The sequence below is a fragment of the Exiguobacterium sp. SH0S2 genome (assembly GCF_004337185.1).
In the GTDB taxonomy this organism is placed as follows: domain Bacteria; phylum Bacillota; class Bacilli; order Exiguobacteriales; family Exiguobacteriaceae; genus Exiguobacterium; species Exiguobacterium aurantiacum_A.
The window spans coordinates 120,655-143,458 of sequence record NZ_SJVB01000001.1 but is presented as its reverse complement, the minus strand read 5'-3'; the positions used below and the strand labels follow the sequence as shown (position 1 = coordinate 143,458).

21 protein-coding genes and 2 riboswitches are annotated in these 22,804 nt (G+C 55.4%); of the genes, 7 read left to right on the top strand and 14 right to left on the bottom strand.

Translation table 11 applies throughout. The features are described 5' to 3' along the window. Positions 1–337 precede the first annotated feature (337 nt). Together EVJ21_RS00735 and EVJ21_RS00730 are read left to right on the top strand one after the other, a co-directional pair. Positions 338–1,390, top strand: a complete 1,053-nt coding sequence (locus EVJ21_RS00735) for a GGDEF domain-containing protein (protein WP_131489727.1) — start codon at positions 338–340, stop codon at positions 1,388–1,390. Between the two features lie 16 nt (positions 1,391–1,406). Next, complete coding sequence (locus EVJ21_RS00730) at positions 1,407–2,417, top strand: tyrosine-type recombinase/integrase (RefSeq protein WP_070327241.1); 1,011 nt, start codon at positions 1,407–1,409, stop codon at positions 2,415–2,417. 58 nt (positions 2,418–2,475) lie between these two features. Here EVJ21_RS00730 and EVJ21_RS00725 read toward each other — a convergent pair whose 3' ends face one another. The 3 genes from EVJ21_RS00725 to EVJ21_RS00715 all read right to left on the bottom strand — a co-directional run bounded on the left by EVJ21_RS00725 (position 2,476) and on the right by EVJ21_RS00715 (position 6,066). Further along, entirely contained in the window at positions 2,476–3,615 is a 1,140-nt protein-coding gene (locus EVJ21_RS00725) for a hypothetical protein (RefSeq protein WP_131464976.1), read from the bottom strand. After that, a complete protein-coding gene (locus EVJ21_RS00720; protein WP_131464974.1) occupies positions 3,612–4,823 on the bottom strand; it encodes a hypothetical protein in 1,212 nt (403 codons plus the stop codon). Before EVJ21_RS00720 ends, EVJ21_RS00725 begins: the two co-directional genes overlap by 4 nt. Before the next feature lie 70 nt (positions 4,824–4,893). Further along, positions 4,894–6,066 (bottom strand): MalY/PatB family protein, encoded by a 1,173-nt coding sequence (locus EVJ21_RS00715; RefSeq protein WP_131469297.1) that lies wholly within the window; start codon positions 6,064–6,066, stop codon positions 4,894–4,896. 117 nt (positions 6,067–6,183) lie between these two features. Between EVJ21_RS00715 and EVJ21_RS00710 the strand changes: the two genes are divergently transcribed. Continuing rightward, complete coding sequence (locus EVJ21_RS00710) at positions 6,184–6,840, top strand: M48 family metallopeptidase (protein WP_131464970.1); 657 nt, start codon at positions 6,184–6,186, stop codon at positions 6,838–6,840. A 49-nt stretch (positions 6,841–6,889) separates the two neighbouring features. Here EVJ21_RS00710 and EVJ21_RS15485 read toward each other — a convergent pair whose 3' ends face one another. The 5 genes from EVJ21_RS15485 to EVJ21_RS00690 all read right to left on the bottom strand — a co-directional run bounded on the left by EVJ21_RS15485 (position 6,890) and on the right by EVJ21_RS00690 (position 11,204). Next, positions 6,890–7,327 (bottom strand): methyl-accepting chemotaxis protein, encoded by a 438-nt coding sequence (locus EVJ21_RS15485; RefSeq protein WP_236636542.1) that lies wholly within the window; start codon positions 7,325–7,327, stop codon positions 6,890–6,892. Next, on the bottom strand, positions 7,324–7,794 hold the full coding sequence (locus tag EVJ21_RS15480; protein WP_236636541.1) for a PAS domain-containing protein: 471 nt from the start codon (positions 7,792–7,794) through the stop codon (positions 7,324–7,326). Before EVJ21_RS15480 ends, EVJ21_RS15485 begins: the two co-directional genes overlap by 4 nt. A gap of 367 nt (positions 7,795–8,161) precedes the next feature. After that, positions 8,162–9,412 (bottom strand): hypothetical protein, encoded by a 1,251-nt coding sequence (locus tag EVJ21_RS00700; RefSeq protein WP_131489726.1) that lies wholly within the window; start codon positions 9,410–9,412, stop codon positions 8,162–8,164. 9 nt (positions 9,413–9,421) lie between these two features. Continuing rightward, positions 9,422–10,723 carry a hypothetical protein gene (locus EVJ21_RS00695; protein ID WP_131489725.1) on the bottom strand — a complete coding sequence of 434 codons (1,302 nt, stop codon included), beginning with the start codon at positions 10,721–10,723 and terminating at the stop codon, positions 9,422–9,424. 97 nt (positions 10,724–10,820) lie between these two features. Continuing rightward, positions 10,821–11,204 (bottom strand): DUF302 domain-containing protein, encoded by a 384-nt coding sequence (locus EVJ21_RS00690; RefSeq protein ID WP_131489724.1) that lies wholly within the window; start codon positions 11,202–11,204, stop codon positions 10,821–10,823. Between the two features lie 174 nt (positions 11,205–11,378). Here EVJ21_RS00690 and EVJ21_RS00685 point away from each other — a divergent pair, with 174 nt between their 5' ends. Continuing rightward, positions 11,379–11,774 carry a Spx/MgsR family RNA polymerase-binding regulatory protein gene (locus EVJ21_RS00685; protein ID WP_070327923.1) on the top strand — a complete coding sequence of 132 codons (396 nt, stop codon included), beginning with the start codon at positions 11,379–11,381 and terminating at the stop codon, positions 11,772–11,774. Positions 11,775–11,804: 30 nt separating this feature from the next. On the opposite strand, the gene EVJ21_RS00680 is transcribed toward EVJ21_RS00685, so the two are convergent. From EVJ21_RS00680 to EVJ21_RS00660, 5 genes are all read right to left on the bottom strand, one after another. Continuing rightward, positions 11,805–12,467 carry a methionine ABC transporter permease gene (locus EVJ21_RS00680; RefSeq protein ID WP_131489723.1) on the bottom strand — a complete coding sequence of 221 codons (663 nt, stop codon included), beginning with the start codon at positions 12,465–12,467 and terminating at the stop codon, positions 11,805–11,807. Next, positions 12,439–13,473, bottom strand: a complete 1,035-nt coding sequence (locus tag EVJ21_RS00675) for a methionine ABC transporter ATP-binding protein (RefSeq protein ID WP_131489722.1) — start codon at positions 13,471–13,473, stop codon at positions 12,439–12,441. The genes EVJ21_RS00680 and EVJ21_RS00675 overlap by 29 nt, the downstream gene beginning before the upstream one ends. Before the next feature lie 9 nt (positions 13,474–13,482). Continuing rightward, a complete protein-coding gene (locus EVJ21_RS00670; RefSeq protein WP_131463527.1) occupies positions 13,483–14,304 on the bottom strand; it encodes a MetQ/NlpA family ABC transporter substrate-binding protein in 822 nt (273 codons plus the stop codon). A 77-nt stretch (positions 14,305–14,381) separates the two neighbouring features. Continuing rightward, a riboswitch (SAM riboswitch) is annotated at positions 14,382–14,485 on the bottom strand. Positions 14,486–14,526: 41 nt separating this feature from the next. Beyond that, a complete protein-coding gene (locus EVJ21_RS00665) occupies positions 14,527–15,543 on the bottom strand; it encodes an iron-containing alcohol dehydrogenase (RefSeq protein WP_131489721.1) in 1,017 nt (338 codons plus the stop codon). Continuing rightward, positions 15,540–16,715, bottom strand: coding sequence for an aminotransferase class I/II-fold pyridoxal phosphate-dependent enzyme (locus EVJ21_RS00660; RefSeq protein WP_131458874.1), 1,176 nt, complete (start codon positions 16,713–16,715; stop codon positions 15,540–15,542). The genes EVJ21_RS00665 and EVJ21_RS00660 overlap by 4 nt, the downstream gene beginning before the upstream one ends. Positions 16,716–16,791: 76 nt before the next feature. Continuing rightward, positions 16,792–16,892: riboswitch (SAM riboswitch) on the bottom strand. A gap of 177 nt (positions 16,893–17,069) precedes the next feature. On the opposite strand from EVJ21_RS00660, the gene EVJ21_RS00655 reads away from it, so the two are divergent. The 3 genes from EVJ21_RS00655 to EVJ21_RS00645 all read left to right on the top strand — a co-directional run bounded on the left by EVJ21_RS00655 (position 17,070) and on the right by EVJ21_RS00645 (position 21,309). Continuing rightward, entirely contained in the window at positions 17,070–18,170 is a 1,101-nt protein-coding gene (locus EVJ21_RS00655; protein ID WP_131463531.1) for an AI-2E family transporter, read from the top strand. Positions 18,171–18,428: 258 nt separating this feature from the next. Next, positions 18,429–19,673: an MDR family MFS transporter gene (locus EVJ21_RS00650; protein WP_131489720.1), complete on the top strand. Its 1,245-nt coding sequence runs from the start codon at positions 18,429–18,431 to the stop codon at positions 19,671–19,673. A 142-nt stretch (positions 19,674–19,815) separates the two neighbouring features. Next, positions 19,816–21,309, top strand: coding sequence for a peptide MFS transporter (locus EVJ21_RS00645; protein ID WP_131489719.1), 1,494 nt, complete (start codon positions 19,816–19,818; stop codon positions 21,307–21,309). A gap of 52 nt (positions 21,310–21,361) precedes the next feature. On the opposite strand, the gene EVJ21_RS00640 is transcribed toward EVJ21_RS00645, so the two are convergent. Beyond that, complete coding sequence (locus EVJ21_RS00640) at positions 21,362–22,657, bottom strand: glutamine synthetase family protein (RefSeq protein ID WP_131440764.1); 1,296 nt, start codon at positions 22,655–22,657, stop codon at positions 21,362–21,364. Positions 22,658–22,804: the final 147 nt, after the last annotated feature.

Here is a 22,804-nt window from a genome sequence, read left to right as displayed (position 1 = left end):
TTGTTTACGTTCTCAGTGTAACGTTACCTCGTTCCCCGTTTCAAGCTTTATTTTCGCTTAACGGATGAACGGCTGTCGAAACAAAAGTTTATATCCCTCATAGTGGTTTACATAATAATGTATTGTCACCCTGTTGATTCGCTCTTAAATCGGAAGATGCCACCACGTCTGTTTTAACGAATCAAACGACGCTTCTATAAACCTTGCGTGAAATATCTATTTCACGCAATTATAACGTCCTGAAATCAACGTTTACAGAGAGTGGATTGACTCGATTCTCGAACAGGCGTAGGCAAATCCTTACAGTTTCGGTATACTGGAACGAGGAGGTGTTCACGTGGGGACTGCCTATGAGGAACGTCGCGGTACACTGTATAATTACCGCATCACTTTTTACGGGAACGCGCTCGCATGGCTCATCCATGTCGTGTTCTTGGTCACGTTTTGGCGTCTCGACGTCACGGTGCTCGCCTGGTCGAACGTGTTCAGCGTTCTTTATTACACGCTCTCATTTTATTTCGTACATAAACGGTACTACCGGACGTTCTTTATCGGACTGTTCGTCGAAGTCGTCTATAACGCCATCATCTCGACGATCGTCCTCGGGTGGGGCGCAAACGTCCATTACTTCATCATCATGGTGGCGTACGGTGTGTTCTTCATGCCGAACGTCAGCCGCTTGGTCCGCGTCATGTCGACCGGGCTCGCGATGGCGATCTACGGGTTCCTCTACTGGAACGTCACGGTCGGGACACAGCCGCTCGCCCCCATGATCGAGCAAGTGATCGGGCTGACTTGTCTGCTGTCGACGATCGCACTCATCGCCGGGCTGACGTTCGTGTTCGAGAACTCGGTCGTCGAGGTGACGACCGAGTTAGAACGGTCGAACGAACGCTTGAACGTCCTCGCTTCACGGGACGGATTGACCGGGCTGTATAACCGGATGACCGGCTATCAACGAATCGAGCAAGCCATCGCAGAAGCGGTCGCAGACGGCCGCCCATATGCCGTCGCACTCGCCGATATTGACCACTTCAAAGCGTTCAACGAGCGCCACGGCCATGATTGTGGCGACCTCGTCCTCAAACAAGTCGCCGCCGCCCTCGAGCGGACCGACGGGATCTGTGTCCGTTGGGGTGGAGAAGAGTTCTTGCTGTTTTTGAGCAATCAGACAGCAGATGAGGTCGCAGAGACGCTCGACTGTCTCCGGGAACGGATCAAGACGACCGAGACGATCTATGACGGGCGTCGCCTCAGTGTCACGATGACGTTCGGCGTCTCGTGCCGTGACGGATTAGAGGCCGTCGACACACTTGTCAAAGAAGCAGACGACCGCCTCAGGGCCGGGAAACAGGCCGGTAAGGACCGGATCGTCACATCGATCAGTTAACAAAAGGAGAGATTTTTTGAGTATATTCCGCCAGCTCGGGCAAGCGCCGGCACGTGTCACGACGCAGCGTTTCAAGCTGAACGGATACGAGCGCATGCCCGGCTTCATCCAACGTTTCTTGAACCATTTGGCCGCGAAACACTATTCAGAACAGACCGCGCAGCGGTACTTATACGATTTCTTCGACTTCTTCCGGTGGGTCGAGGCCGCTAGCGCATCCGAGGTCGACCCAACCACGGTCGACCTCGCCTCGTTCGTCGAACTCGATTATGCGGGCGCGGATGCCTATGCGTCCTATCTCGCCCTCGAGCTCGATAACGCCCCGAGCGTCATCAACCGAAAGTTGTCGACGATGCAGTCGTTGTTCAACTTCTTGATCGAGTCCGGGATCGCGTCACACAACCCGTTCCAAGCGGTCGAGCGTCCAAAGCGCGCCAAACGGAACCCGGTCTATTTGACGGAACACGAGTGGCTCGACTTCTCGACGCTCGTCCGCAGCAACGTCGGCATGTCCGACCGCGAGGCGAGCTGGTACGAACGGAACCGCGACCGTGATTTTCTGATCATCCAGCTGCTCGGACTGACCGGGATGCGCGTCTCCGAACTCGTCGGGCTCGACTGGAGCGACATCGACCTCGCGACCGGGACGATCCGTGTCATCGGGAAGGGGAACAAAGAGCGGGTCATCCCGCTCGCCTCCCCGCTCGAGCCGTTGCTGCTTGACCATCGTCAAGATGGGACCGGGCCGCTGTTCCGTTCCGAGAAAGGAAGACGCATCTCGGTCAGGACGGTGCAACACCTGCTCAAAGGACATATCGACCGGTTGAAACCGTATCTCCCGTTCTTGACCCACAAGCAGGTCACGCCCCACAAACTTCGCCACACGTTCGCTTCCCGGTTGGCGATGAGCGGGGTCGACGTCTTGACGATCCAACAACTGCTCGGTCACGAGTCGGTGGCGACGACGCAAGTCTATGCCCATATCGGTGACGAGAAGAAAAAACAAGCGTTATCCGGTTTACGATAATATATTATGTAAACCATACTGTAAAAGCACGGCCCTCGATTCGTAGAGGGCCGTGCTTTTACAGTTGTTTCGTCGACAAGATGACGATCGTCTCGTCGAGTACCGTATAATAAGCGTCTTCGAACGCCTGTCGCTCGTTCGCCTCCAAGTTGAAGATGCTGACCCCGCCGTTGCGCCCATCGGCCGATTCGTGGATGAAGTAGTTCGCGTCGAGCACCCGTTCGAACGGTGACGTGTCCAAAAATCTCGCCCCGGTCGTCGCATCGATCAACTCCGTATGCTCCATCGATTCTTCGACCTTGATGAAGATGGTCGAACTGACGTCGTCATACGTGAAATCGATCGGCTCATAGGCACCCCAGTCGACGACGGCGAGCTCGTGCAGGACGTCCGGTGCCGCCAGTTCGTACACCGTCTCCTCATTGGCTGCGTCGATGAACGCCGCAAACCGGAGTTTTTTGTCACGCTCCCCGAGATACTGGACCGTGTCCCCCTCCCCTTGCAACCGGATCAAATCATCGAACGGGATCTCGTCCGCTTTCGACCAAACGGCCTCGACCGCCTCGTCGAGCGGACAGATGAGAATCGCTTCGGAATGGTCGATCGGGTCATCGGGTGAGATGCGTCCCGATTCGAGCGCGTCATAGTAATCAAACTCGTCCAACCGTGCGTTACATACAATGTAAGACACGCCTTCGAGCTCCGTCGTGAACAAATACAGTTCACGGAAGCGCCCGGCATGGCCGACGAGCCGCTCGTCACGAATACGTTCTTCGCGGGACGTCTCGGCGTCGAACAGCCACGCCTCGTCCGTAGCCTCGAAACTCGTCAAAAAGAGGAAGTAACGGTCGGCGAGCACCCAGTATAACGTGCTGTTGCCCCGTTTCTCGAACGTCGTCAGCACTTCTTCATCACCTGTACGGTAGTCGAACGCGATTAGTTCCGTGCTCACGACCCCCGTCCGGTCCGGGGTTTCGTTCAAAAAGTAGACACGGTCGGCGCTGATGAACAGTTTTGATATGCCATAGTCTTCGAAGACGCGGCGATTGATTTGCGTGATGGTGCCATCCGCTTCATCGTATCGAAAGATGGAAAAGCTCGTCTCCCCCGTCTTCTCACGGTAGTACACGGACGACTCGGTGACGGCGATCAAGTCTTCGTGGCTGATTGACATGGCACGTGCATCGACGATTCTCATAGAGCACCTCTTTCATAAGTGGATTCGATCGGTTCGACTGTGACGATACCGGGAGGACGTTTCGGGAACGAGATCCGAAGGTGGGCGTACTCGATGATCGACTGGTGAGAGTCTGCCTTCTCGACCCAGCGGATCCGTTGCTGGTTCGCGAGCGCGTGGCCGATCTTCTCTTCGATTTGAAACTTGGAGATGCCGCGATAAGCGACTTCTTGAATATAGGTCGACTCATCGGACTCGAACTGCTGCCACACTCCCATGACGAGCTGTCCGAGGGCCGAGACCCGGTTCTCGGGTAAACGGACCGTGCGCAACGTCTGCTCGACTTCTTTCAGACAGACGACCGGGTCGTCGGCGACCGCGAACAGCCGCTTCGCCGAGTTGTTCATGACCCGATAACGGCGCTTCCCGCTCTCGAGCCGAAGCACTTGGGCGTACGGTTCGACCGGTACGCCGTGGAAGAACGTGTCCGTCCCGCCCCAGGCGAACCCGAACGACGGGTCGAACTTCCGGATCGTTCGCATGAACGCGAGCATGAAGTCTTCGACTTCCCTGCGCTCGAGCCGGAGCCATTCGGCGAGCGCCAACGGTCCGTGCTGTTTCGAGATCCGGTCGACCGGAAAGAACAGGTCCCCTTCGGCGAGACGGTGGGGGCGCAATTCGACCCCATCGGCCCGGTAGTCGGTCGCTTGACGGCCGCTGCGCCCCGCGTAGATGATCCACTCGTCGTCCGTGCTCTCGATGGCGTACGCCTGATGCGCCCAAGGCGGCGTCACATATAGCGCCGGGAACTCCTCATACGTCTCGAGATGCAAGTACGAGCGGTCGTTCCAGATTTGGGCGAGCAACCGGACGATCTCCCCCGTATCCGAGTCTTTCGGGGCGATATAGTTGCCGGTGTTCCCGATATAGGTCAAGACGTGGAAGTCGTAGGCGTGGTAGAGATGCCGGACGATCCGTTCGAACACCGCTGCGATCATCCGCTCGAACAACGGGTGGTCCTCGCTCCGGTCGACCGTCGTCGCATCGACGGTACACATGAGCCAGCCCATGCGCACATACAGCCGGATGCGGAGCGGATAAGAGATCAACGGCGACGAGGACGCGTGGATCTCCGTCATTCCGATGTTGGCCATATTCTCAACCTCTAGCGTAAACCCGCTACGCCTCAGCTGCTCCTCCATCTTCTTCTTCCAATTGATCGTCTCCATCTGCCTCACTCGCTTTCTGTCGCCACGTCATCTTGACTGACTCGTTCTGAAATTTTTCCCGTTTCTCGTTTCATACAAACGCTTTTCCATCGGAATGGGTCTTGATCCGTCCGAGCGCCTCGTCAACGATCGTCCGGGATGTACCGAAGTTGAGACGCTCGAACGTCGACGCCGCCCCCCCGAACGGAACACCCGGTGACAAGAAGACCCGCACCTCCTCGTGGAGCCATTTCTTCCGAGCTTCGGGCTCAAGGCCGAGCGCGGCGAAATCGATCCATAACAAGTAACTCGCCTCCGGCATGAAGCACGTCAGCCGGGGTAACTCGGCATTCAGGCGCTCGACGACATAGGTGGCTTGTTCCTCGAGCTCGGCCGTCAGCTGGTCGAGCCATCGTTCCGCCCGGACGTCTGTGTAGGCGGCGATGATGGCCGTATTGGCGAACGGTGTCGGTAGGACGTGGTGTTTGTTTTGGACTTGGATGATCCGTTTGCGCCAGGCGTCATCCGGACAGATGATGTACGACGCGAACAAACCGGCGATGTTGAACGCCTTCGACGGGGCGCTCACCGTGATGACCCGGTCGTCGAGTCGATTGATCGCCGTATGGTGCTGCGACGGATATGTCAGATCGGCATGGATCTCGTCGGCGACGATGATAACGTCGTACGTTCTCGCCAACTCGACGACACGAGCGAGCTCGGACTCTGTCCAGACGCGACCGACCGGATTATGCGGTGAACAGAGCAAAAACAGTTTCGCCTGTCGCATTGCGTGTTCGAGGGCGTCAAAATCCATCTCATACTTGCCATCGACTTGTTTGAGCGGGGCGTCACGCACAACGCGTTTCAACCCGGTCACGAGTTCATGGAATGGTGGATAGACCGGTGATTGGATGACGATCCCGTCCCCTTCCTTCGTCAACGCCTCGACGATGTGGGTCAGTCCGGGCACGACCCCGCTCGAGAACAACACATGTTCGGGGGTGACGTCGAGTCCGTGTCTCCGCCCGTACCAAGAGCTGACGGCTTCCTGGGCTTCTTTCGCGAACATCGTATAGCCGAACTCTCCGGTCGCCGCACGCGCCGCGAGCGCTTCCGAGATCGAAGGTGCCGTCCGGATATCGATATCGGCCACCCAGAGCGGCAGTACGTCAGACTTCACATGGAACCAGCGCTCGAGGCCGTCCCATTTCACCGAGTCGGTGCCGACTCGGTCAAGCGGTTGATGTAAGATTGATTTCATAGTGATCCCTCCTGTCCCTACTGTAACAAAAATTGAAGCAACTGGTCGTCAAAAGCGTGGCGGATTTTCGAGACGTCGGCTATAATCGACCGAGAACAGTGTTTGGAGGTGACAACGATGAGCGTAAGTATCATCCGCCATAAACGGCGAAAGAAAGCGGCTTTCTACATAACGGCCGAAGGGATCGAGCTCCGCATCCCGGCCCGACTGTCGAACCGGGTCGTCGAGACGATCTTACGCGAGCATGCGGACTGGATAAACGACCGGCTCGCGGCATTACCTAAAGCCCCGTCATTGCCGAACGACCGGCTCCGTTATCGAGGTGAGACCGTGCCGCTCGTGCGCACGAACACCGTTGACGCCTTCGACTACGACGGGACAGCTTTCCGTTGCCCGGACCGGTGGGACGAGTCCAGGATAGGGGCCGCATACGAGGCGTGGCTCCGCGACGAGGCGCTCACTTATGTCACCGGGCGGGCGCCCCACTATGAACGTCTGCTCGGGGTGAGCGCCGCGCGCATCCGCATCGGCCATCAAAAGACGCGCTGGGGCTCGTGCAGCTCGCGCGGAACGATCTCGATCAACGTCCGGCTCATGCTCGCCCCGGTTGAGGTGATGGATTACGTCATCGCCCATGAGTGGACGCATCTCGTCCATTTCGACCACTCCAAATCGTTTTGGTCGACTTTATCCTCTGTTTATCCGGACGTCGATGGTGCGATGGCCTGGTTGAAACAACACGGTCATACGCTCGTCGTCAAAAAAACCAATTGAGCGGACTCGCCACCGACGACGGTGGCGGTTCCTTCAATTGGTTTTTTCGTCAGATCGCCGAAGTGAACTGTTCGGCCGTCCCGTTCAATGACTGGGCCGACTGCTCGATCTTCCCGAAGCGTTCGAGCGTCGCTTCCATGATGTTGACACTCGCATTAATGTCTTCGTTCGATCGTGAGACGCCGTCGACGATCGAGGCGAGCTCTTTGTTCATCCCCTCGGTGTTGGCCCGGACCTCGATGACGGCGCGCTCGACGAGACGAGACAAGTTACGGACCTCGGTCGCGACGACGTTGAAGCCGAGGCCGTGTTCACCTGCCCGCGCCGCCTCGATGGCGGCGTTCAGTGACAACAGGTTCGTCTGGGCCGCGATCTCTTTGATCGTGCTGGCGATTTTCGTGATCTCTGCCGCTTGGTCTTGAAGGTTGCCGAGCGTCTTCAAGTTTACCGATGCGTCCGACTCGAGCCGCTCGATCGTCCGCTTCAAATGTAGGCTCTCCTCCATGCCACGGCGGGCCCGGTCATCAAGATTCTCGGCCATATCACGGAACGTGCGGGCGTATCGTTCGATCGTCTGTTGCCGCTCGGTGATGTCCGAGGCGATCTTGACGACACCGATGACGTCATCCCCTCATAGATTGGCATATACGTCGCCTCGAGCCAAATCGAGTCGCCCCGGGCGTCGACGCGCTCGATCTTGTCGGCCGAGCTGAACCCGTCGAACAACTTGTTCCAAAACGCTTGATAGTCCGTACTGTTGACGAAGTTCGGCGTACAGAACAGATGGTGCTGCATCCCGATCATCTCGTCGCGTTTGTATTTCATCGCCTTGGCGAAGGCGTCGTTCACATCGACGACACGGCGCTGGCGGTCAAATCGAATCATCGCCATGTTCGCTTCGATGGCGCGAAGCACGTCTGGTGACGATAGGCTGACATCTCTCGTTTCAATCATTCCGATAATTCCCACCTTTATAATTTGAGTTATTTCAGGACATTTTTCCTTTGTTAGTACAATCGAGTTCAAGTGTAACTTGTGATAAAAGTCCTGACTAGCGCCGTTTTTAACAGTAAGTCAATATCTTGAGTTTGAAGTATTTACCAACTTCATCACAGGTTATCAGACAATGAATCGCAAAAAAAGAACTCCTCGTTTACAGGAGTCCCATTCGACCTTTTCGTGAAAATGACGGTGCTGATCTTGTAAAAAGATTTGCTTCTACATAGTTGTCGATTCTTCGGTCAGTTGCGTGCGACTGTCGGATTCATCGACACCGCCAATCGTCGCTGCAGCCGAAGTCTCATCAAACCAAACGCTCTGCTTACTCCACTGCACTGGGGAAAATTTCATGGAATATTTTCGCACCTTCACTCGACAACTTGAACTGTTCGTCCGTGTTCATATCTTTCACGAAGACATCAACTTTCTGCGAACGTTTGTGGTAACTCAACTCGAACTGTTGACCACGATTTCCTTTCAGCAGCGTCAAATACATGTACTCTCCCGCTTCCCCATTCTTGGTCGAAGGTGTCCCCGTCTCGAGCGCCTCGGTCAATCGTTCATAGCCTTGCCCCTCGGTGCTGACTGCGTCCGGATAGTAAAACGGGACACTGGGATGGTACGGGTATTTATGGACATAACCGATCGAGACGGCATCGGTATCGGTCGGCTCCGTGATGAATGGATTCGGTTTGAATCGAATCGAGATCGTCTTCGTCATCTTTTGACCGTTTGACTCGTAGGTTAATTCGTATAACGGAAACGGTTCGAGCGGTTCGAGCGTACCGCCTTCAAGAAGCGTCCGGACACTTAAGTTGTCGACTCCGTCCAGTAATTCGCCATCGTTCAACGAATGCTGTCCATAGTGAATCCCGTCACTCGACATTAACATGTATGGCGTCTTCGTCTTCGTGCCATATCCTAACGCAACATGAGTGTCCTCCCTGACCACGTAAGGAGCAAAATCTAAATACGGTGTGAAGACCCCGTCGTCCCCGATTCCAAACTCGATGGACCCGTTGAAACCGGGCGAGATCGTATAAAGACTATCCAAGAATGGACGAATGGTGAGGTCTTGCCCGTAAGGATGGATCGCTTCTTCCCGTGATAACCTTTCCCGAATTTCTTCTGTCCCGCTTACTACGCTAGGTAGCAATGGAATCTCTCGCGCGGTCTCGTCTTTCAAAAACTCCGGCCTTGCCTCCAGCTTGACCGCCCGGTATCCCTCAACGTGGTCCGACTTACACAGCGCGTAAACGGAATCACCTTCGACGAACGATGTCTCATTGAAGGCGTATGTTTCAGTATCGGGCTCAGTGAACGGCATTCGGCTTGCAAACGTCACGCCAAGTAAGGATAGATGGTCCTCCTCGATATCGTTGAGTAACTCGCCTTGTTCACAATAGGTCAACATGTCCTTGGCCTTGATTGCCTGCACTTCAAGGTCATGTGTGATGTGCTCTGCCGTCCAATGGGCCTCGACAACATCATATCGGACTACTTCTTGGTCCCGGGCGCATCCTGCAGCCAAAACGAATAGCGATAGACAGATTCCTAATCCGAACTTTTTCATCAGTTCACCTCAATTCTTCGGTTTCTTCTTCAAGTCGGGGAAGTAGGACAAGAACGTCTCGGCCCCTTCGCTCGTCAGTTTGTACGTCTCACCGGTCAGTTTATCCGTCAAGAAGATATCTATCTTTTTTGAGCGCTGTTTATACGTCACTTCAAACTCTTGGCCTTTCAGCCCATCGAGAATCGTCAACTGATGATACTCGCCCGCATCCCCACTGCGATTGACCGATTCTGCCGCGTCTATGGCGTCGATCAAGTCGGTCATGTCGGTCCCGGCTGCCTTGAGGACATCCGGATAAGCAAGAGGCTGTTCATGGCTGAACGGTTTCTTATGTAAATAGACGAACGGTTCATCAGATTGCCACATGGACTGCATGTCGGTATGCTCCTGCTGAAGATCACGTTCTTCTTCCGTGATGAACGTCTCTTCCCGATACGTGATTGTCACCGTGTCCGTGATCGGCGCTCCGTCTTTCATGTACGTGAACGTAAAGATCGGGTAGCTCTTGCCGGACTCAAGTACCTGTTCGGTGAGCGGAATCCGTTCAATTTTTAATGATTCATATCTCGGGGCCGCCTCGGTCGCGTCAAACGTGACTTCAATCGGTTGAGACGAGAAAGAACCGTTCTGATGCCCCATCAACACGTACGGAAGCTTCTCTTCTGGACTGAAAGCCATCATCATTTGGACGTCACCCATCGACGACGTCGCCGGTTCGAACGTATTGATCGGGAACAGCGTCGGCCAACCTTCGACAGCGATCTCCATCTCCCCATACAGCGCCTGTGAGAAGCTGAATAACGAATCTGGAAACAATTCAAGTTCATGGTCATATCCGCTCTTTACCTCTGATTGCAGGAACATCGCTCCGTCCGAGGCTTTCGTCTGTAACACGGCAGGAGCACGGCCGATCGAAGTTCCTGTCGACGCGCTTATCTCTTCTGGGAAAGAGGGAATCACTTCCGCTTGGAGACGATGAGAGACCATATCGCGGCAGATTGCATAAGATTTATCCCCTTTGACGTATGTCACACTTTTGAACATGTAATCTTCCCCTGAGTTCGTCAAGGGGGACCGGCTCGCCACGACCGTGTCGAAGACCGTTAACTCCCCGTCTAGCGACGTCGTCAAGTCACCCGTGCACGCCGCTAACGTCTCATCGATATCGGTGACCGGCTCTGCCTCAAGCGAATATTTATTCACGGTCCAATGGTGATCGATATAATCCAATTTCAACGCGCTCGTCTCGTCTTTTCCGCATCCGGAAAGTAAAACCGCGCTCAACAGCATCCATTTGACAGATTGTTTCAACGTTTCCGCCCCTCGTCTTCTTGATGACCCAATTTTACCATTATCTTATTTATTAAAGAACATAAAAAAACCCGCCTTTGTCGGCGGGTGTCATCTCTTATATACTGCGGTCGATGGCGCGTGTCAGTCTAGTCTCGACATCCAGTGCGATGGACTGGAGCGACTCGTCCTCGATCAATTCGATCAGTTTCGTCGGTTTCGGCATGCCGACGTGGGTCGCCCCGTCTTTCGTGAAGACGGCGAGCTTGCACGGCAGGAAGTAGCCGCCCTCACGGTGCGCCGTGATGACTTTCTTGGCCTCTTTCGGGTTGCACACTTCGAGGATACGATAGTCCCCGTCGATGGCTTCACCTTTCTCTTTGAGCGTATCACTCAAGTCGAAATCCCACAGCACGCCGAACGCTTCGTCCTTGAGCGTCGCTTTCAACTTTTCGACCACTGCTTCGACCGACTGATCCGTCTTCACCGTATAATCAAACATGTAAGCCCCTCCTTGTTTGTTGTCTCTCTCGTCATGTACCCGAACTCGCTTGAAACGAATCGTTCCGACGATTTCGAAAAAAGTATATGTGATTTGAAACATATTCTACGCCGAACCCGTATAATCGAGAGACAATAAAGTAATCCAACCTTAGGAAAAGGAGAAGTGGTTGTCGTGACGGTCACCGTATTCACGCATACAAGCTGCAGTTCTTCCCGCAAGACGCTCGATTGGTTACGCGAACAGAATATCCCGTTCATCGAGAAGAAATTGACCGACCAAGGAATGTCGTTCACCGAGTTCAAGGAGATGCTCCGGCTCACCGAAAACGGGACGACCGATCTCTTGTCTGTCCAAAAAAGTGTCTACAAACAAGCGGCCGACCAGCTCGACGAGATGTCGCTCCGCGAACTGTACAGTTTTGTCGCGACGCATCCGCAGATCTTGAAGAGTCCGATCGTCGTCGATGACAACCGGATCCAGATCGGGTTCAGCGAGAAAGAGATCCGGACGTTCATCCCGCGGCATAACCGGATCGCCGACTTGAAACGACTATTAGACAAACAGTAAGAGCGCCGCAAATTTTGCGACGCTCTTTTGTCAGGCTTTCTTTAGACGGGCCGCCAAGCGGTTGCCGAATGATTGGATCGACTGCACGAGCAGGATCAAGACGAAGATCGTCACGTACATGACTCCCGGCTCGAACCGGAGATGCCCGTACTGATAGGCGATATCGCCGAGTCCACCCGCACCGACGAGACCCGCCATCGCCGTCGCACCGATCAGACCGATCGTCGCGATCGTCAGACCGAGCACGATCGACGACCGCGCCTCACGGATCAATACGTACCAGATGATCTTACGCGTCGAGATGCCCATCGCCTCGTACGCCTCGACGACGCCGCGATCGACTTCGAGCAGTGCCGACTCCATCAAACGGGCGATGTATGGCGCCGTGAAGACGATGAGCGGCAACAGCACGCCTTGGACGCCGATCGTCGTCCCCATGATGAAACGGGTGAACGGCAAGATGAAGAATAGCAGAATGATGAACGGGATCGAGCGGACGACGTTGATCACGCTCGACAATGCCCCGTAAAAGTAACGGTTCGCGAGCCGTCCATTCGGCCGCGTCAAGACGAGGAGCGTCCCGAGCGGCAAGCCGATCAGTGTCGAGATGACGAGCGCGATGCCGGTCATCGTCAGCGTCTGGATCGTGCCCGTCCAAATCAAGTCACCCCAATTTCCCCAAAACTGCAGCATGGTTCGTCACCTCCTTCACTTTGACGCCGCTCGCTTCAAGGTAGCGGACGGCTTGGTCGGTCTGTGCCTGGTCCCCGTCGAGATGGACGAGCAAGTTGCCGACGAGACCGCCTTTCAGCTTTTTGATCCCGCCCCCGATGATGTTCGGCAGCAGGCCGAACCGTTTCGTCAACTCGGCGAGGACGGCCTGTTCGGTCTGGTGACCGATGAACGACAAGTTGACGAGCGTCCCGTGCGAGCTCAACACGTCGACGACTTCTTTCGGCACGTCGAGGTTCGCTTTCAAGAAGCGGCGCGTCGTCGGATGTTTCGGGTCCGAGAAGACGTCGAGGACGTCCCCTTCCTCGACGATCTTGCCGGCGTCGATGACGGCGACCCGGTCACAGATGCGCTCGATGACTTCCATCTCATGGGTGATCAAGAAGATCGTCAGCCCGAGCTCGCGGTTGATCTCGAGCAACAGATCGAGGATCGACTCGGTCGTCTCCGGGTCGAGCGCGCTCGTCGCCTCGTCACTGAGCAGGATGTCCGGCTCGTGGGCCAAGGCCCGAGCGATGGCGACGCGCTGTTTCTGGCCGCCGGAGAGTTGCTCCGGGTAATGTTTACGGTGATCGGTCAGTCCGACGATATCGAGATACTTGTCGACCCGCTCGCTGATCGAGCGTTTATCGAGTCCTTCTAGGCGGAGCGGGATGGCGACGTTGTCTTCGACGGTCGCAGTCTTCAGCAGGTTATAGTGCTGGAAGATCATCCCGATGCGGTGACGGAGCTTTGATAACCCTTTTTTGTCGAGCGTCGTGATGTCTTGCCCTTCGATCTCGACTTGACCTGACGTCGGCCGTTCGAGCAGATTGATCATGCGGATGAGCGTGCTCTTGCCGGCGCCGCTCCGACCGATGATGCCGAAGATCTCACCCTTTTCAATCGTCAGCGAGACATCGTCGAGCGCAGTGACGGTCCCTTTGTTTACCGTGAACGTTTTTGAGATCTGTTTGAGTGCGATCATAGTGCCTCCTTAAAACGCCGGGACGATCGAGCCGTCGAACGTCTCTTCGATGAACGTCCGGACCTCGTCCGAGTGGTAGTAAGATTTGAGTGTCTCGACGACTTCATCGTCTTTGTTGTCGGTACGGACGACGACGTAGTTCGGGTACGGGTTGTCGACCGTGTCTTCATGGAACAAGGCGTCCTCATTGATCGATAGGCCGGCACCCATCGCGAAGTTCGTGTTGATGGCCGCGAGCGCGACTTCCGGGAGCTGGGTCGGGAGTTGTGACGCCTCGAGCTCGATGAATTCGAGGTTGAGCGGGTTCTCGGCGATGTCACGTTTCGTCGCCTTGTCCGTCAATCCTTCTTTCAAGGTGATGAGTCCGGCCGTCTCATACAGGCGCAGCGCCCGAAGTTCGTTCGCCGGGTCGTTCGGGACGGCGACTTTATCGCCCTCCTTCAACTCCTTGATGTCCGTCAGCTTGTCCGAATAGAGCCCCATCGGGAAAGCGACCGTCTTGAACACGTCGTCGATCTTATAGCCTTTGTCCGCCTTCTGTAGCTCGAGGAACGACAGCGTCTGGTAACTGTTCACGTCGAGACTGCCTTCGTCGAGTGCGGTGTTCGGCGTGTTGTAGTCGTTGAACACCTTGATGTCGAGCTCGAGGCCATCCTCGGCCGCGAGTTCTTTTACTTTCTCGGCGATCTGCTGGTGCGGTCCGCCTGTCACGCCGATCGTGAGGGCTTCTGTGCTGAGCGCTTCGCTCGCGTCCGATTGGCCGCACGCCGACAAGGCGATGGCCGCGAGTAGAGATGTTCCTGCGAGTACTGTTTTCTGTTTGATGTTCATGAATGATTCCTCCTCCAAAATAAAAGCCCGCTACTCATAAAGAGTGGCGGGCACGACAAGTCAAAGACAGTCGGACACGCTCATCTCCCAGACGTTTCGTCTGTTGGAATTAGCACCATGATCATTACGATCTGGTTGCCGGGTTTCATAGGGCCAGTCCCTCCACCACTCTTGATAAGCTATCGGTCTTATTTAATTGTTATCATCTTACTTTTAATTCTTTTATTTGTAAACAGAAAATACTAAATTTTCAAAAATTATTTTCAAATAGTCAATATCGAGCGGGACGGGTGAACGTTGCAATTCGGTCTCGACCCGGACCGCCTCGACCAGTTGCGGGATGTCGGCCGGCACGAGTCCGAGCGTCTCAAGTGACGTCGGCGCGCCGATCCTGGCGAGCCACGCCTCTAAATATGGGGCGTCAGACGAGCCACGCAACCGTTCTTGGACAAGGAGGCCGAAGCCGACCTTGTCGCCATGTAAGAACGGATGGGTCGACTCGAAGCGGCTGAGCGCGTTGTGGACAGCGTGGGCGACGGCAACGCGTGTCCCGGCGTCCCCGAAACCACCGACGGCACCGCCGACGGCAAGGATGTGATCGACCGCGAACCGGGTCTCTGGCCCATACGCGGTGAAACTGGACTCACTCAAGTCGAGTTCGACGAGCCGGCCGCATTGCTCGGCCAAGGCGAGACCGGTATTGACGCCGGCATCAGGCGAACTGTCGCCGCTCAAATAGCGGGCCTCGTAAAACTTGGCGACCGTGTCGATGACGCCGGCCCGGAAGTAGTCGTACGGCGAGTCGGTCACGACCCTTGCGTCGACGATGACCCGCTCGATGACGACGCGAAACACGTCGTAGCGGTCATAGGTGCCGTGCTCGTCATAGATGACGCTGAGCGGTGTGAAGGCGGCACAGTTCGAGGCGAGCGTCGGGATGACGATCAGCGGGACACCTTGCCGGTAAGCGACGAGTTTCGCCGTGTCGACGAGCTTGCCCCCACCGACGGCAAGGAGGACGTCCGCATCCTTCAAACGGAGCCGTTCGACCTCGGCGTCCGTGCATTCGCCACGGAACAGCGATGTCGGATAGGCAGTGATCGCTGGCAGGACACGCTTGACGACGTCAAAACCGTTCTGCCCGCGCAGCACGTGAGCACGACGGCCAGCGATCAATTCATCGAGCCGCTCGAGCCCGTCATCCGCATGGTCGTACTCGAGCACGGCTTGGCGGATCATGCCCGGACCTCTTCATACGTCGCGAACAGTTTCTCGATCCGCTCGACGGCCTCGTCGATCTTCGGCTCGGCGGAGACGAGCCCGAACCGGACGTACCGCTCGCCTTCTGAGCCGAAGAAATAGCCCGGCGTCACGGCGACCCCTGCCTCGTGGAGCAGCTTATGCGAGAACGATTTTGCGTCCCCGTCCGGCACTTTCGCCCAGACGAAGAACGAGCCACTCGGGGCCGTGATGTCCCATCCGGCCTGACGTAACCCGTCGACGAGCCGGTCGCGGCGGGCCTCATACAACCGTGACAAGTCGTCCCGGAGCGAACGTGGCGACTCGAGCGCGGCGATGGCCGCCTCTTGGATGGCCGAGAACACACTCACATGGACGTGGTCTTGATACGTGTTGATCGCCTCGATGATGTCGCGGTTGCCGACGGCGAAAGCGACCCGCCAGCCGGACATGTTGAACGCCTTCGACATCGTATACACCTCGATGCCGATGTCTTTCGCACCCGGCGTCTGCAGGAAGCTCGGCGGGACGTGCCCGTCGAAACCGATGCTGCCGTACGCGAAGTCGTGGACGACCATGAGGTCATGCTTATTCGCGAACCGGACCGTGTCGTCAAAGAACGCGGGCGACGCGACGGCGCCGGTCGGATTGCTCGGGTAGTTCAAATACATGAGTCGCGCTCCCTGCGGATCGAGCGTCTCGTAATCAGGAAGATAGCCGTTCTCTTCCCGGAGGACGAGGTCGTGGACGACCGCACCGGCGAGACGCGCCCCCGAGATGTAGTCCGGGTAGCCCGGGTTCGGGAGCAACATGCCGTCACCTGGCTCGAGCACACATTGCGGGAGCGTGATGAGTCCCGACTTGCTGCCGATCAAGATGGCCACTTCGGTCTCGGCATCGAGCGCGACGCCGTATTCGGTCTGGTAGAACGTCGCGACCGCTTGCTTCAGGCGCGTCTGTCCCCGGAACGGTCCGTATTGGTGTGTCGCCGGGTCGAGCAGGGCCGTCTGCAACGCCTCACAGATCGGGGCCGGTGTCGGCAAGTCGGGCGTTCCTTGGCCGAGCCGGATGACGTCGCGGCCTGAACGCTCGAGTGCGGCGACTTCAGCGGCGAGTCCGACGAAATGCTGGGGTGGTAACGTTTTAAGTAACTTCGAGCGTCTGTCTGTCATGAATAGTCCTCCTATGCAAAAACACCCCTTTCCGAGGAAAGGGGTGTCGAGATACGGACGTATTCAAACAACCACCTTTCCATCTCTCAAGGTCACCTTGCTGGAATTAGCACAGTATTGAAACAATCTGTTGCTGAAGCTTCATCGGGCCAGTCCCTCCGCTTCTCTTGATAGAAAGTGTTTTTATATGCAATTGATAATTTCTGTAATATGTCATTTAGTAAACCAAACGTTACCAACCTTGTCAATCCTTATTTCAAAAATTCCTTACCGCTATTGAATCCCGGTAAAAAAACGTTCATAGTAAAAGGTGAACGTTATTCTGCAAAATTTACAGCATGAGGGGATAGACCATTGGAACTAAACCGTCAATTGATATGGAAGTTAAGCGTGATCGGGCTGATTCTGCTCGTCCTATGGAAAGTCATCAGCGAGCCGGACACGATCTCTCGGGTCATGCAGTATGCGTTTCAGCTGTTGACGCCGATCATCATGGGGATCGCCATCGCGCTGCTCCTCAACACCGTCCTATCCTATATAGAAGAGCGGTTCCACTTGAAGCGCTACCAAGGCTTGTTGATCGTCTACGTCACGTTCATCGGGATCCTTGTCGTGTCAGCGGTGACGCTGTTCCCTCGCATCTATTCGAGCGTCGCGTCTCTCATCGAGGAGCTCCCGTTTTATATTCGCCAAATCGATGGCTTTCTCGGGCAGCTGAAAACGTATGTCGAGGAGTATAATGCGACGATCGCCCAAGCGATCGATTTTAACCGGTTCGAGGAACGGTATTCCGGATGGGTCGAGACGGCCGTCGTGTCTTCGGTCGGTTACGTGTCGAGCTTCACGATGACGTTGATCAACTTGTTGATCGGGATCGTCATCTCGATCTACTTGTTGAAAGACAAGGAAGTGTTCGCCCGGATGTTCAAGCGTCTACTGTACGCGATGTTCCCGGTCGCCTCGGCGAAGACGACGATCGACATCTTCCAAGAGATGGACTATATCTTTAAACGCTACATCATCGGAAAGTCGCTCGACTGTCTCATCATCGGCGTGATGGCCGTCATCGGGCTCTTGATCATCGGCGCGCCGTACGCGCTCTTGCTCGGTGTCATCATCGGGGTGCTGAACTTCATCCCATACGTCGGGCCGCTCTTAGGGATGATCCCGGCGTTCATCATCACCTACTTCTACGACCCGTTCACGGCCCTGCTCGTCTTGTTGTTCATCTTCTTGCTGCAACAGTTCGACGGACTTTGGCTCGGCCCGAAAATTCTCGGCGACAGCGTCGGGATCACCCCGTTCTGGGTCATCACATCGATCATCATCGGGGGGAGCCTGTTCGGCCTCGTCGGGATGTTCATCAGCGTACCCGTGACCGCGATGATTCAAGTCGTCTTGTCCCGGTTGATCGATTATCGGCTCACCCGCAAGAATTTAAATGAACTGTTATGACGCAAGTCAAAATATGTTGACACATTTCAAGAATCTGTCATACAGTTGAAACGAAGAGTAAACTTTCAGAAAGGAGGACCCGCCATGTCAGTCATGACGCAGCCACATCGTATCCAATTTCATACTGACAGGTCGGGGTCTTCCGTTTCATGAACTGAAGTCACCCGCCTGTCTTCCGAGGCGTGCATAAGCAAGTAGGGACGAGTATGCCTCCGTGCATCCTTCGTCCCTTTTATTTTGTAGAAGCAGGTGAAACGCATGATTCAATCACTCAAACGGCTCGACCGTAACATTTGGATTCGCTTCCTCGGCGAGACGATCACCGGTGTCATGATGTTCATGATCGCCCCGTTCCTCGTCCTCTATTACAGCGACAAGCTCGACAGCTACGTCCAAGTCGGCGTCATCTTAGCGACCGGACCGATCATGGCGCTCATCGGCTCGGTCGTCGGCGGACGTCTCGCCGACTTATACGGTCGAAAACCGGTCATGATGACCGCCATCCTCGGTGATGCGGTCGCGCTCATCGGTTTCGCTTTCGCGGAAACGTTTTGGCCGCTGCTCCTTTTGAACGCCATGCTCGGTTTGACGAACTCGCTGTTCCACCCGGCAGCGAGCGCGATGGTCGCCGACGTGACCGAGCCGGAACAGATGAACGAGGCGTTCGGTCTCTTACGGATGGGGCATAATATCGGGGCGGCGTTCGGTCCCCTGCTCGGCAGTGCCGTCTTGTTCATCGACCGACAGTACATCTTCTTCACGGCAGCGTTCGTCTTCGCCTTGTACGCGCTCGTTCTCGGACGTTTCATCCGCGAGTCGCTCCCAGAGACGACCGAAGCGGAGACACCGTCGAACCGTGACGTCTTACGCGTCTTTTACAACGACAAAGTCTTTCTCGTCTTCATCTTCGCCGGCGTCTTCATCTCGATGGGCTTCTCGCTGATCGAGAGCATGTTGCCGCTGTTCTTGAAAGAGTCGATGCCGTCGTTCACCGACCGCGAGAACCCGTTCGCCTATCTGCTCGCCTTGAACGGCATCATGGTCGTCTTGTTCCAATTCCCGATCGCCTCAAAACTCGGGCGCAAACCGTTCGGCAACGTCATGCTGGTCGGGGCGACGATTTTCGGGATCGGGATGATGTTGATTGCGGTCGTGCCGCGGCTCCTCTATACGCTCGGTACCCCGTACCTCGTCCTCGTCGGTATCCTGCTCGCCGTATACGCGTTCTATACGCTCGGCGAGATGATCATGTCGCCCGTCCAACAGACGTTCATCGCCATGATCGCCCCCGAGAACATGCGCGGTGCCTATAACGGGGCCGCCAGCATCCAATGGTTGATCGGCGGCGTGACCGCACCGCTCATGGCCAGCCTGTTCCTCGACCAACGCGCCGGGCACATCGCCCTCATCCTTGTCGGGGCGGCAAGTTGTTTGTCGGGTCTCATCTATTGGCGTCTCGGGAGATATGTTAGCGCTGAAGAAGCCAGGCAAAAGACCGCTTAATTGTTCAATCCACCTAAAACAACTTGGTTTAGGTGGATTTTTGTTTCGTTTCAAATCTGTTAAAATTTGAACTTCACTTTCATTTTTCCTTTACAAACATAATGATTCTTCTTATGATAATACGGTCAAGGAGGGATCTTTCATGGAAAGGATCGATAAACAGAAAATTGTGGACAGTGTGCCACAAAAAGGATTTTTCGGACAGCCGAAAGGCTTGTTCACGTTGTTCTTCACTGAATTTTGGGAGCGTTTCTCGTACTACGGCATGCGGGCCATCCTCGTCTTCTACATGTATTACGAGGTATCGGAAGGCGGTCTCGGTCTCGACCAGAACGTCGCCCTGTCGATCATGTCCGTGTACGGCGCGCTCGTCTACATGTCAGGAGTCATCGGGGGATGGCTCGCCGACCGCGTCTTCGGGACGTCCCGGGCCGTATTTTTTGGTGGTGTGTTCATCATGCTCGGTCATATCGTCTTGTCGATCCCGGGCAGCCTCACGTTCTTGTTCATCTCGATGGGTCTCATCGTCATCGGGACCGGACTGTTGAAGCCGAACGTGTCGAGTATCGTCGGTGACCTGTATCACGAGACGGACCGTCGCCGTGACGCCGGGTTCAGTATCTTCTACATGGGGATCAACCTCGGGGCCTTCATCTCGCCGTTGATCGTCGGCGGCGTCCAAAAGAGCTACGGCTTCCATTGGGGCTTCGCTCTCGCCGCGGTCGGGATGTTCATCGGTCTCGTCGTCTTCGTCCTCACGAAAAAAGGCAACCTCGGCCTCGCCGGGTCTTACGTGCCGAACCCGTTGACGGCGTCTGAAAAGAAGAATGCGATCAAGTACACGACATTGGCCGTCATCCTCATCGGAGGATTACTGGCCATCCTGATCCCACAAGGCTTGTTCACGATCAACACGTTCATCGGTCTCGTCGGTGTGTTCGGGATCTTCATCCCGACGATCTACTTCATCGTCATGTACCGGAGCCCGAAAACGACAGAAGTCGAGCGGTCACGCATCATCGCCTACATCCCGCTCTTCATCGCCTCGGTCATGTTCTGGGCGATTCAAGAACAGGGCGCGACGATTTTGGCAAGCTATGCCGATAAGCGGACCGATCTTGAATTTTTAGGGTTCACGCTGTCGCCGGCCTGGTTCCAATCACTGAATCCGTTGTTCATCATCCTGCTCGCCCCTGTGTTCGCCTGGTTATGGGTGCGGCTCGGTGATCGTGAGCCGAGCATCCCGACGAAGTTCGCTTTCGGGATCTTGTTCGCCGGTTTGAGCTTCCTCGTGATCTTGCTGCCGGCCTACTTCGGTGGACCGGACACGCTCGTCAATCCGCTCTGGCTCGTCCTCAGTTACTTCATCATCGTCCTCGGTGAGCTCAGTCTGTCTCCGGTCGGTCTGTCGGCGACGACGAAACTCGCCCCGGCCGCCTTCTCGGCCCAGACGATGTCGCTTTGGTTCTTGTCGAACGCGGCGGCACAAGGGATCAACGCCCAGCTCGTCCGGTTCTACTCGCCAGAGAACGAGATGCTCTACTTCGGGATCATCGGCGGAGTAGCGATCGTGCTCAGCATGATCTTGTTCGCGCTGGCCCCGGTCATTAAAAAGTATATGCGCGGTATCCATTAAGTCAAAAAAACGCCATTCCTCGCGCGAGGAATGGCGTTTTTTATTTATCGGATTACTTACGGACTTGGATGAGCGACAAGTAACGATCGATCATGTCGTGGTTGAAGTAGTCGTGGAAACGGTCTTGCTTCAATGCTTGGATCGACTCATGGAACGTCGCCGGGAGCGACGAGATGCCTTGGCTCTCGATCTGTTTCGCCGAGTACTCGAACAAGTCGTCCTCGTTCGGTGCCGACGGCTCGATCTTATGCTCGATCCCTTCAAGACCGGCGTAGATGAGCGCCGCAAGTGCCAAGTACGGGTTCGCGCTCGGGTCTGGGTTACGGACCTCGACGCGTGTCGCGCTGCCGCGTGAAGCCGGGATGCGGATCATCGAGCTACGGTTCGACGGGCTCCAACAAATGTTGACCGGTGCCTCGAACCCTGGGACGAGGCGCTCGTATGATTCTGGGAGCGGGTTCGTGAAGATGGCCGTCGCCCGGGCATGCTTCAAGATCCCTTCGATGAAGTGGCGGGCCGTGTGCGAGAGACCGTAGTCAGACTCCGGCTCTTCAAAGGCGTTATCGACCGGATTGCCGTCTTTGTCGTTGTTCCAGACCGAGATGTTCAAGTGCATCCCTGAACCGTTGACGTCACGGAGCGGTTTTGGCAAGAACGATACTTTAGCCCCTTTTTCCTGTGCCGCGAGCTGGACGACTTCCTTGAAGAACTGGATGTTGTCCGCCGTGTGCAAGGCGGTGTCGTACTTGATGCCGATCTCGTGTTGAGCCGGTGCGACCTCGTGGTGGACCGCTTCGATGTTGAATCCGACCTCGCTCAAGCGGTTGGCGATATGTTGACGTACTTCGTAGCCTTTATCTTCTGAACGTGTCGAGAAGTAACCGGCCTCGTCATAAAACTCGCCGTTTTCGTCAAAAATGAAGAATTCTGGTTCGGCCCCTACGAAGATGGAGTAACCGTCACGGGCAGCGCGCTCTAACGCGTCTTTCAACACGTTGCGCGGGTCGAACTCGTAACGTTCGCCGTCTGGTGTACAGACGTCACAGAAGAAAGCGAGGATGCTCTCGTCACCGTCTTGTTCGTAGCGTGGTCGATCTAAATCCGGTCTCAAGAATAGGTCTGAGTTTTTGATAGAAGAAAAACCGGCGATTGACGAGCCGTCGAACATCGTCTTCCCTTCAAAAACTTCCGGCAACAACTTTGCAGAAAGAGTCAACAGCTTCAAGTCTCCGATCACGTCAGAGAAATACATGTGGATTTGTGTAATACCTTTCTCTTGGACCGTTTTTTCAATCTCTTCTTGCTTCTTCCTATTGCCGTCCTTATCAGTTCCGAATAGATTTGCCATGATTCTTAAAAACCTCACTTAATTTATTTGACAGGTCATCACTGTCATGACGTACCATACGTACGCTTCTCCTTAAGTCATAACCTACTTTTTAAAAAGTTAAACCCCTATTCTTTCGATTTTGGCGGCTCGGCATCGATGAGCATG

What these genes read in the sequence shown, in the direction of transcription:
- EVJ21_RS00660 (WP_131458874.1), bottom strand. Translation starts at nt 16,715, where the DNA reads ATGACAGACAGACGCTCGAAGTTACTTAAAACGTTACCACCCCAGCAT.
- EVJ21_RS00665 (WP_131489721.1), bottom strand. Translation starts at nt 15,543, where the DNA reads ATGATCCGCCAAGCCGTGCTCGAGTACGACCATGCGGATGACGGGCTC.
- EVJ21_RS00675 (WP_131489722.1), bottom strand. Translation starts at nt 13,473, where the DNA reads ATGATCGCACTCAAACAGATCTCAAAAACGTTCACGGTAAACAAAGGG.
- EVJ21_RS00700 (WP_131489726.1), bottom strand. Translation starts at nt 9,412, where the DNA reads ATGAAAAAGTTCGGATTAGGAATCTGTCTATCGCTATTCGTTTTGGCT.
- EVJ21_RS00645 (WP_131489719.1), top strand. Translation starts at nt 19,816, where the DNA reads ATGGAAAGGATCGATAAACAGAAAATTGTGGACAGTGTGCCACAAAAA.
- EVJ21_RS00670 (WP_131463527.1), bottom strand. Translation starts at nt 14,304, where the DNA reads ATGAACATCAAACAGAAAACAGTACTCGCAGGAACATCTCTACTCGCG.
- EVJ21_RS00650 (WP_131489720.1), top strand. Translation starts at nt 18,429, where the DNA reads ATGATTCAATCACTCAAACGGCTCGACCGTAACATTTGGATTCGCTTC.
- EVJ21_RS00640 (WP_131440764.1), bottom strand. Translation starts at nt 22,657, where the DNA reads ATGGCAAATCTATTCGGAACTGATAAGGACGGCAATAGGAAGAAGCAA.
- EVJ21_RS00725 (WP_131464976.1), bottom strand. Translation starts at nt 3,615, where the DNA reads ATGAGAATCGTCGATGCACGTGCCATGTCAATCAGCCACGAAGACTTG.
- EVJ21_RS00710 (WP_131464970.1), top strand. Translation starts at nt 6,184, where the DNA reads ATGAGCGTAAGTATCATCCGCCATAAACGGCGAAAGAAAGCGGCTTTC.
- EVJ21_RS00690 (WP_131489724.1), bottom strand. Translation starts at nt 11,204, where the DNA reads ATGTTTGATTATACGGTGAAGACGGATCAGTCGGTCGAAGCAGTGGTC.
- EVJ21_RS15480 (WP_236636541.1), bottom strand. Translation starts at nt 7,794, where the DNA reads ATGATTGAAACGAGAGATGTCAGCCTATCGTCACCAGACGTGCTTCGC.
- EVJ21_RS00720 (WP_131464974.1), bottom strand. Translation starts at nt 4,823, where the DNA reads ATGGAGACGATCAATTGGAAGAAGAAGATGGAGGAGCAGCTGAGGCGT.
- EVJ21_RS00680 (WP_131489723.1), bottom strand. Translation starts at nt 12,467, where the DNA reads ATGCTGCAGTTTTGGGGAAATTGGGGTGACTTGATTTGGACGGGCACG.
- EVJ21_RS00715 (WP_131469297.1), bottom strand. Translation starts at nt 6,066, where the DNA reads ATGAAATCAATCTTACATCAACCGCTTGACCGAGTCGGCACCGACTCG.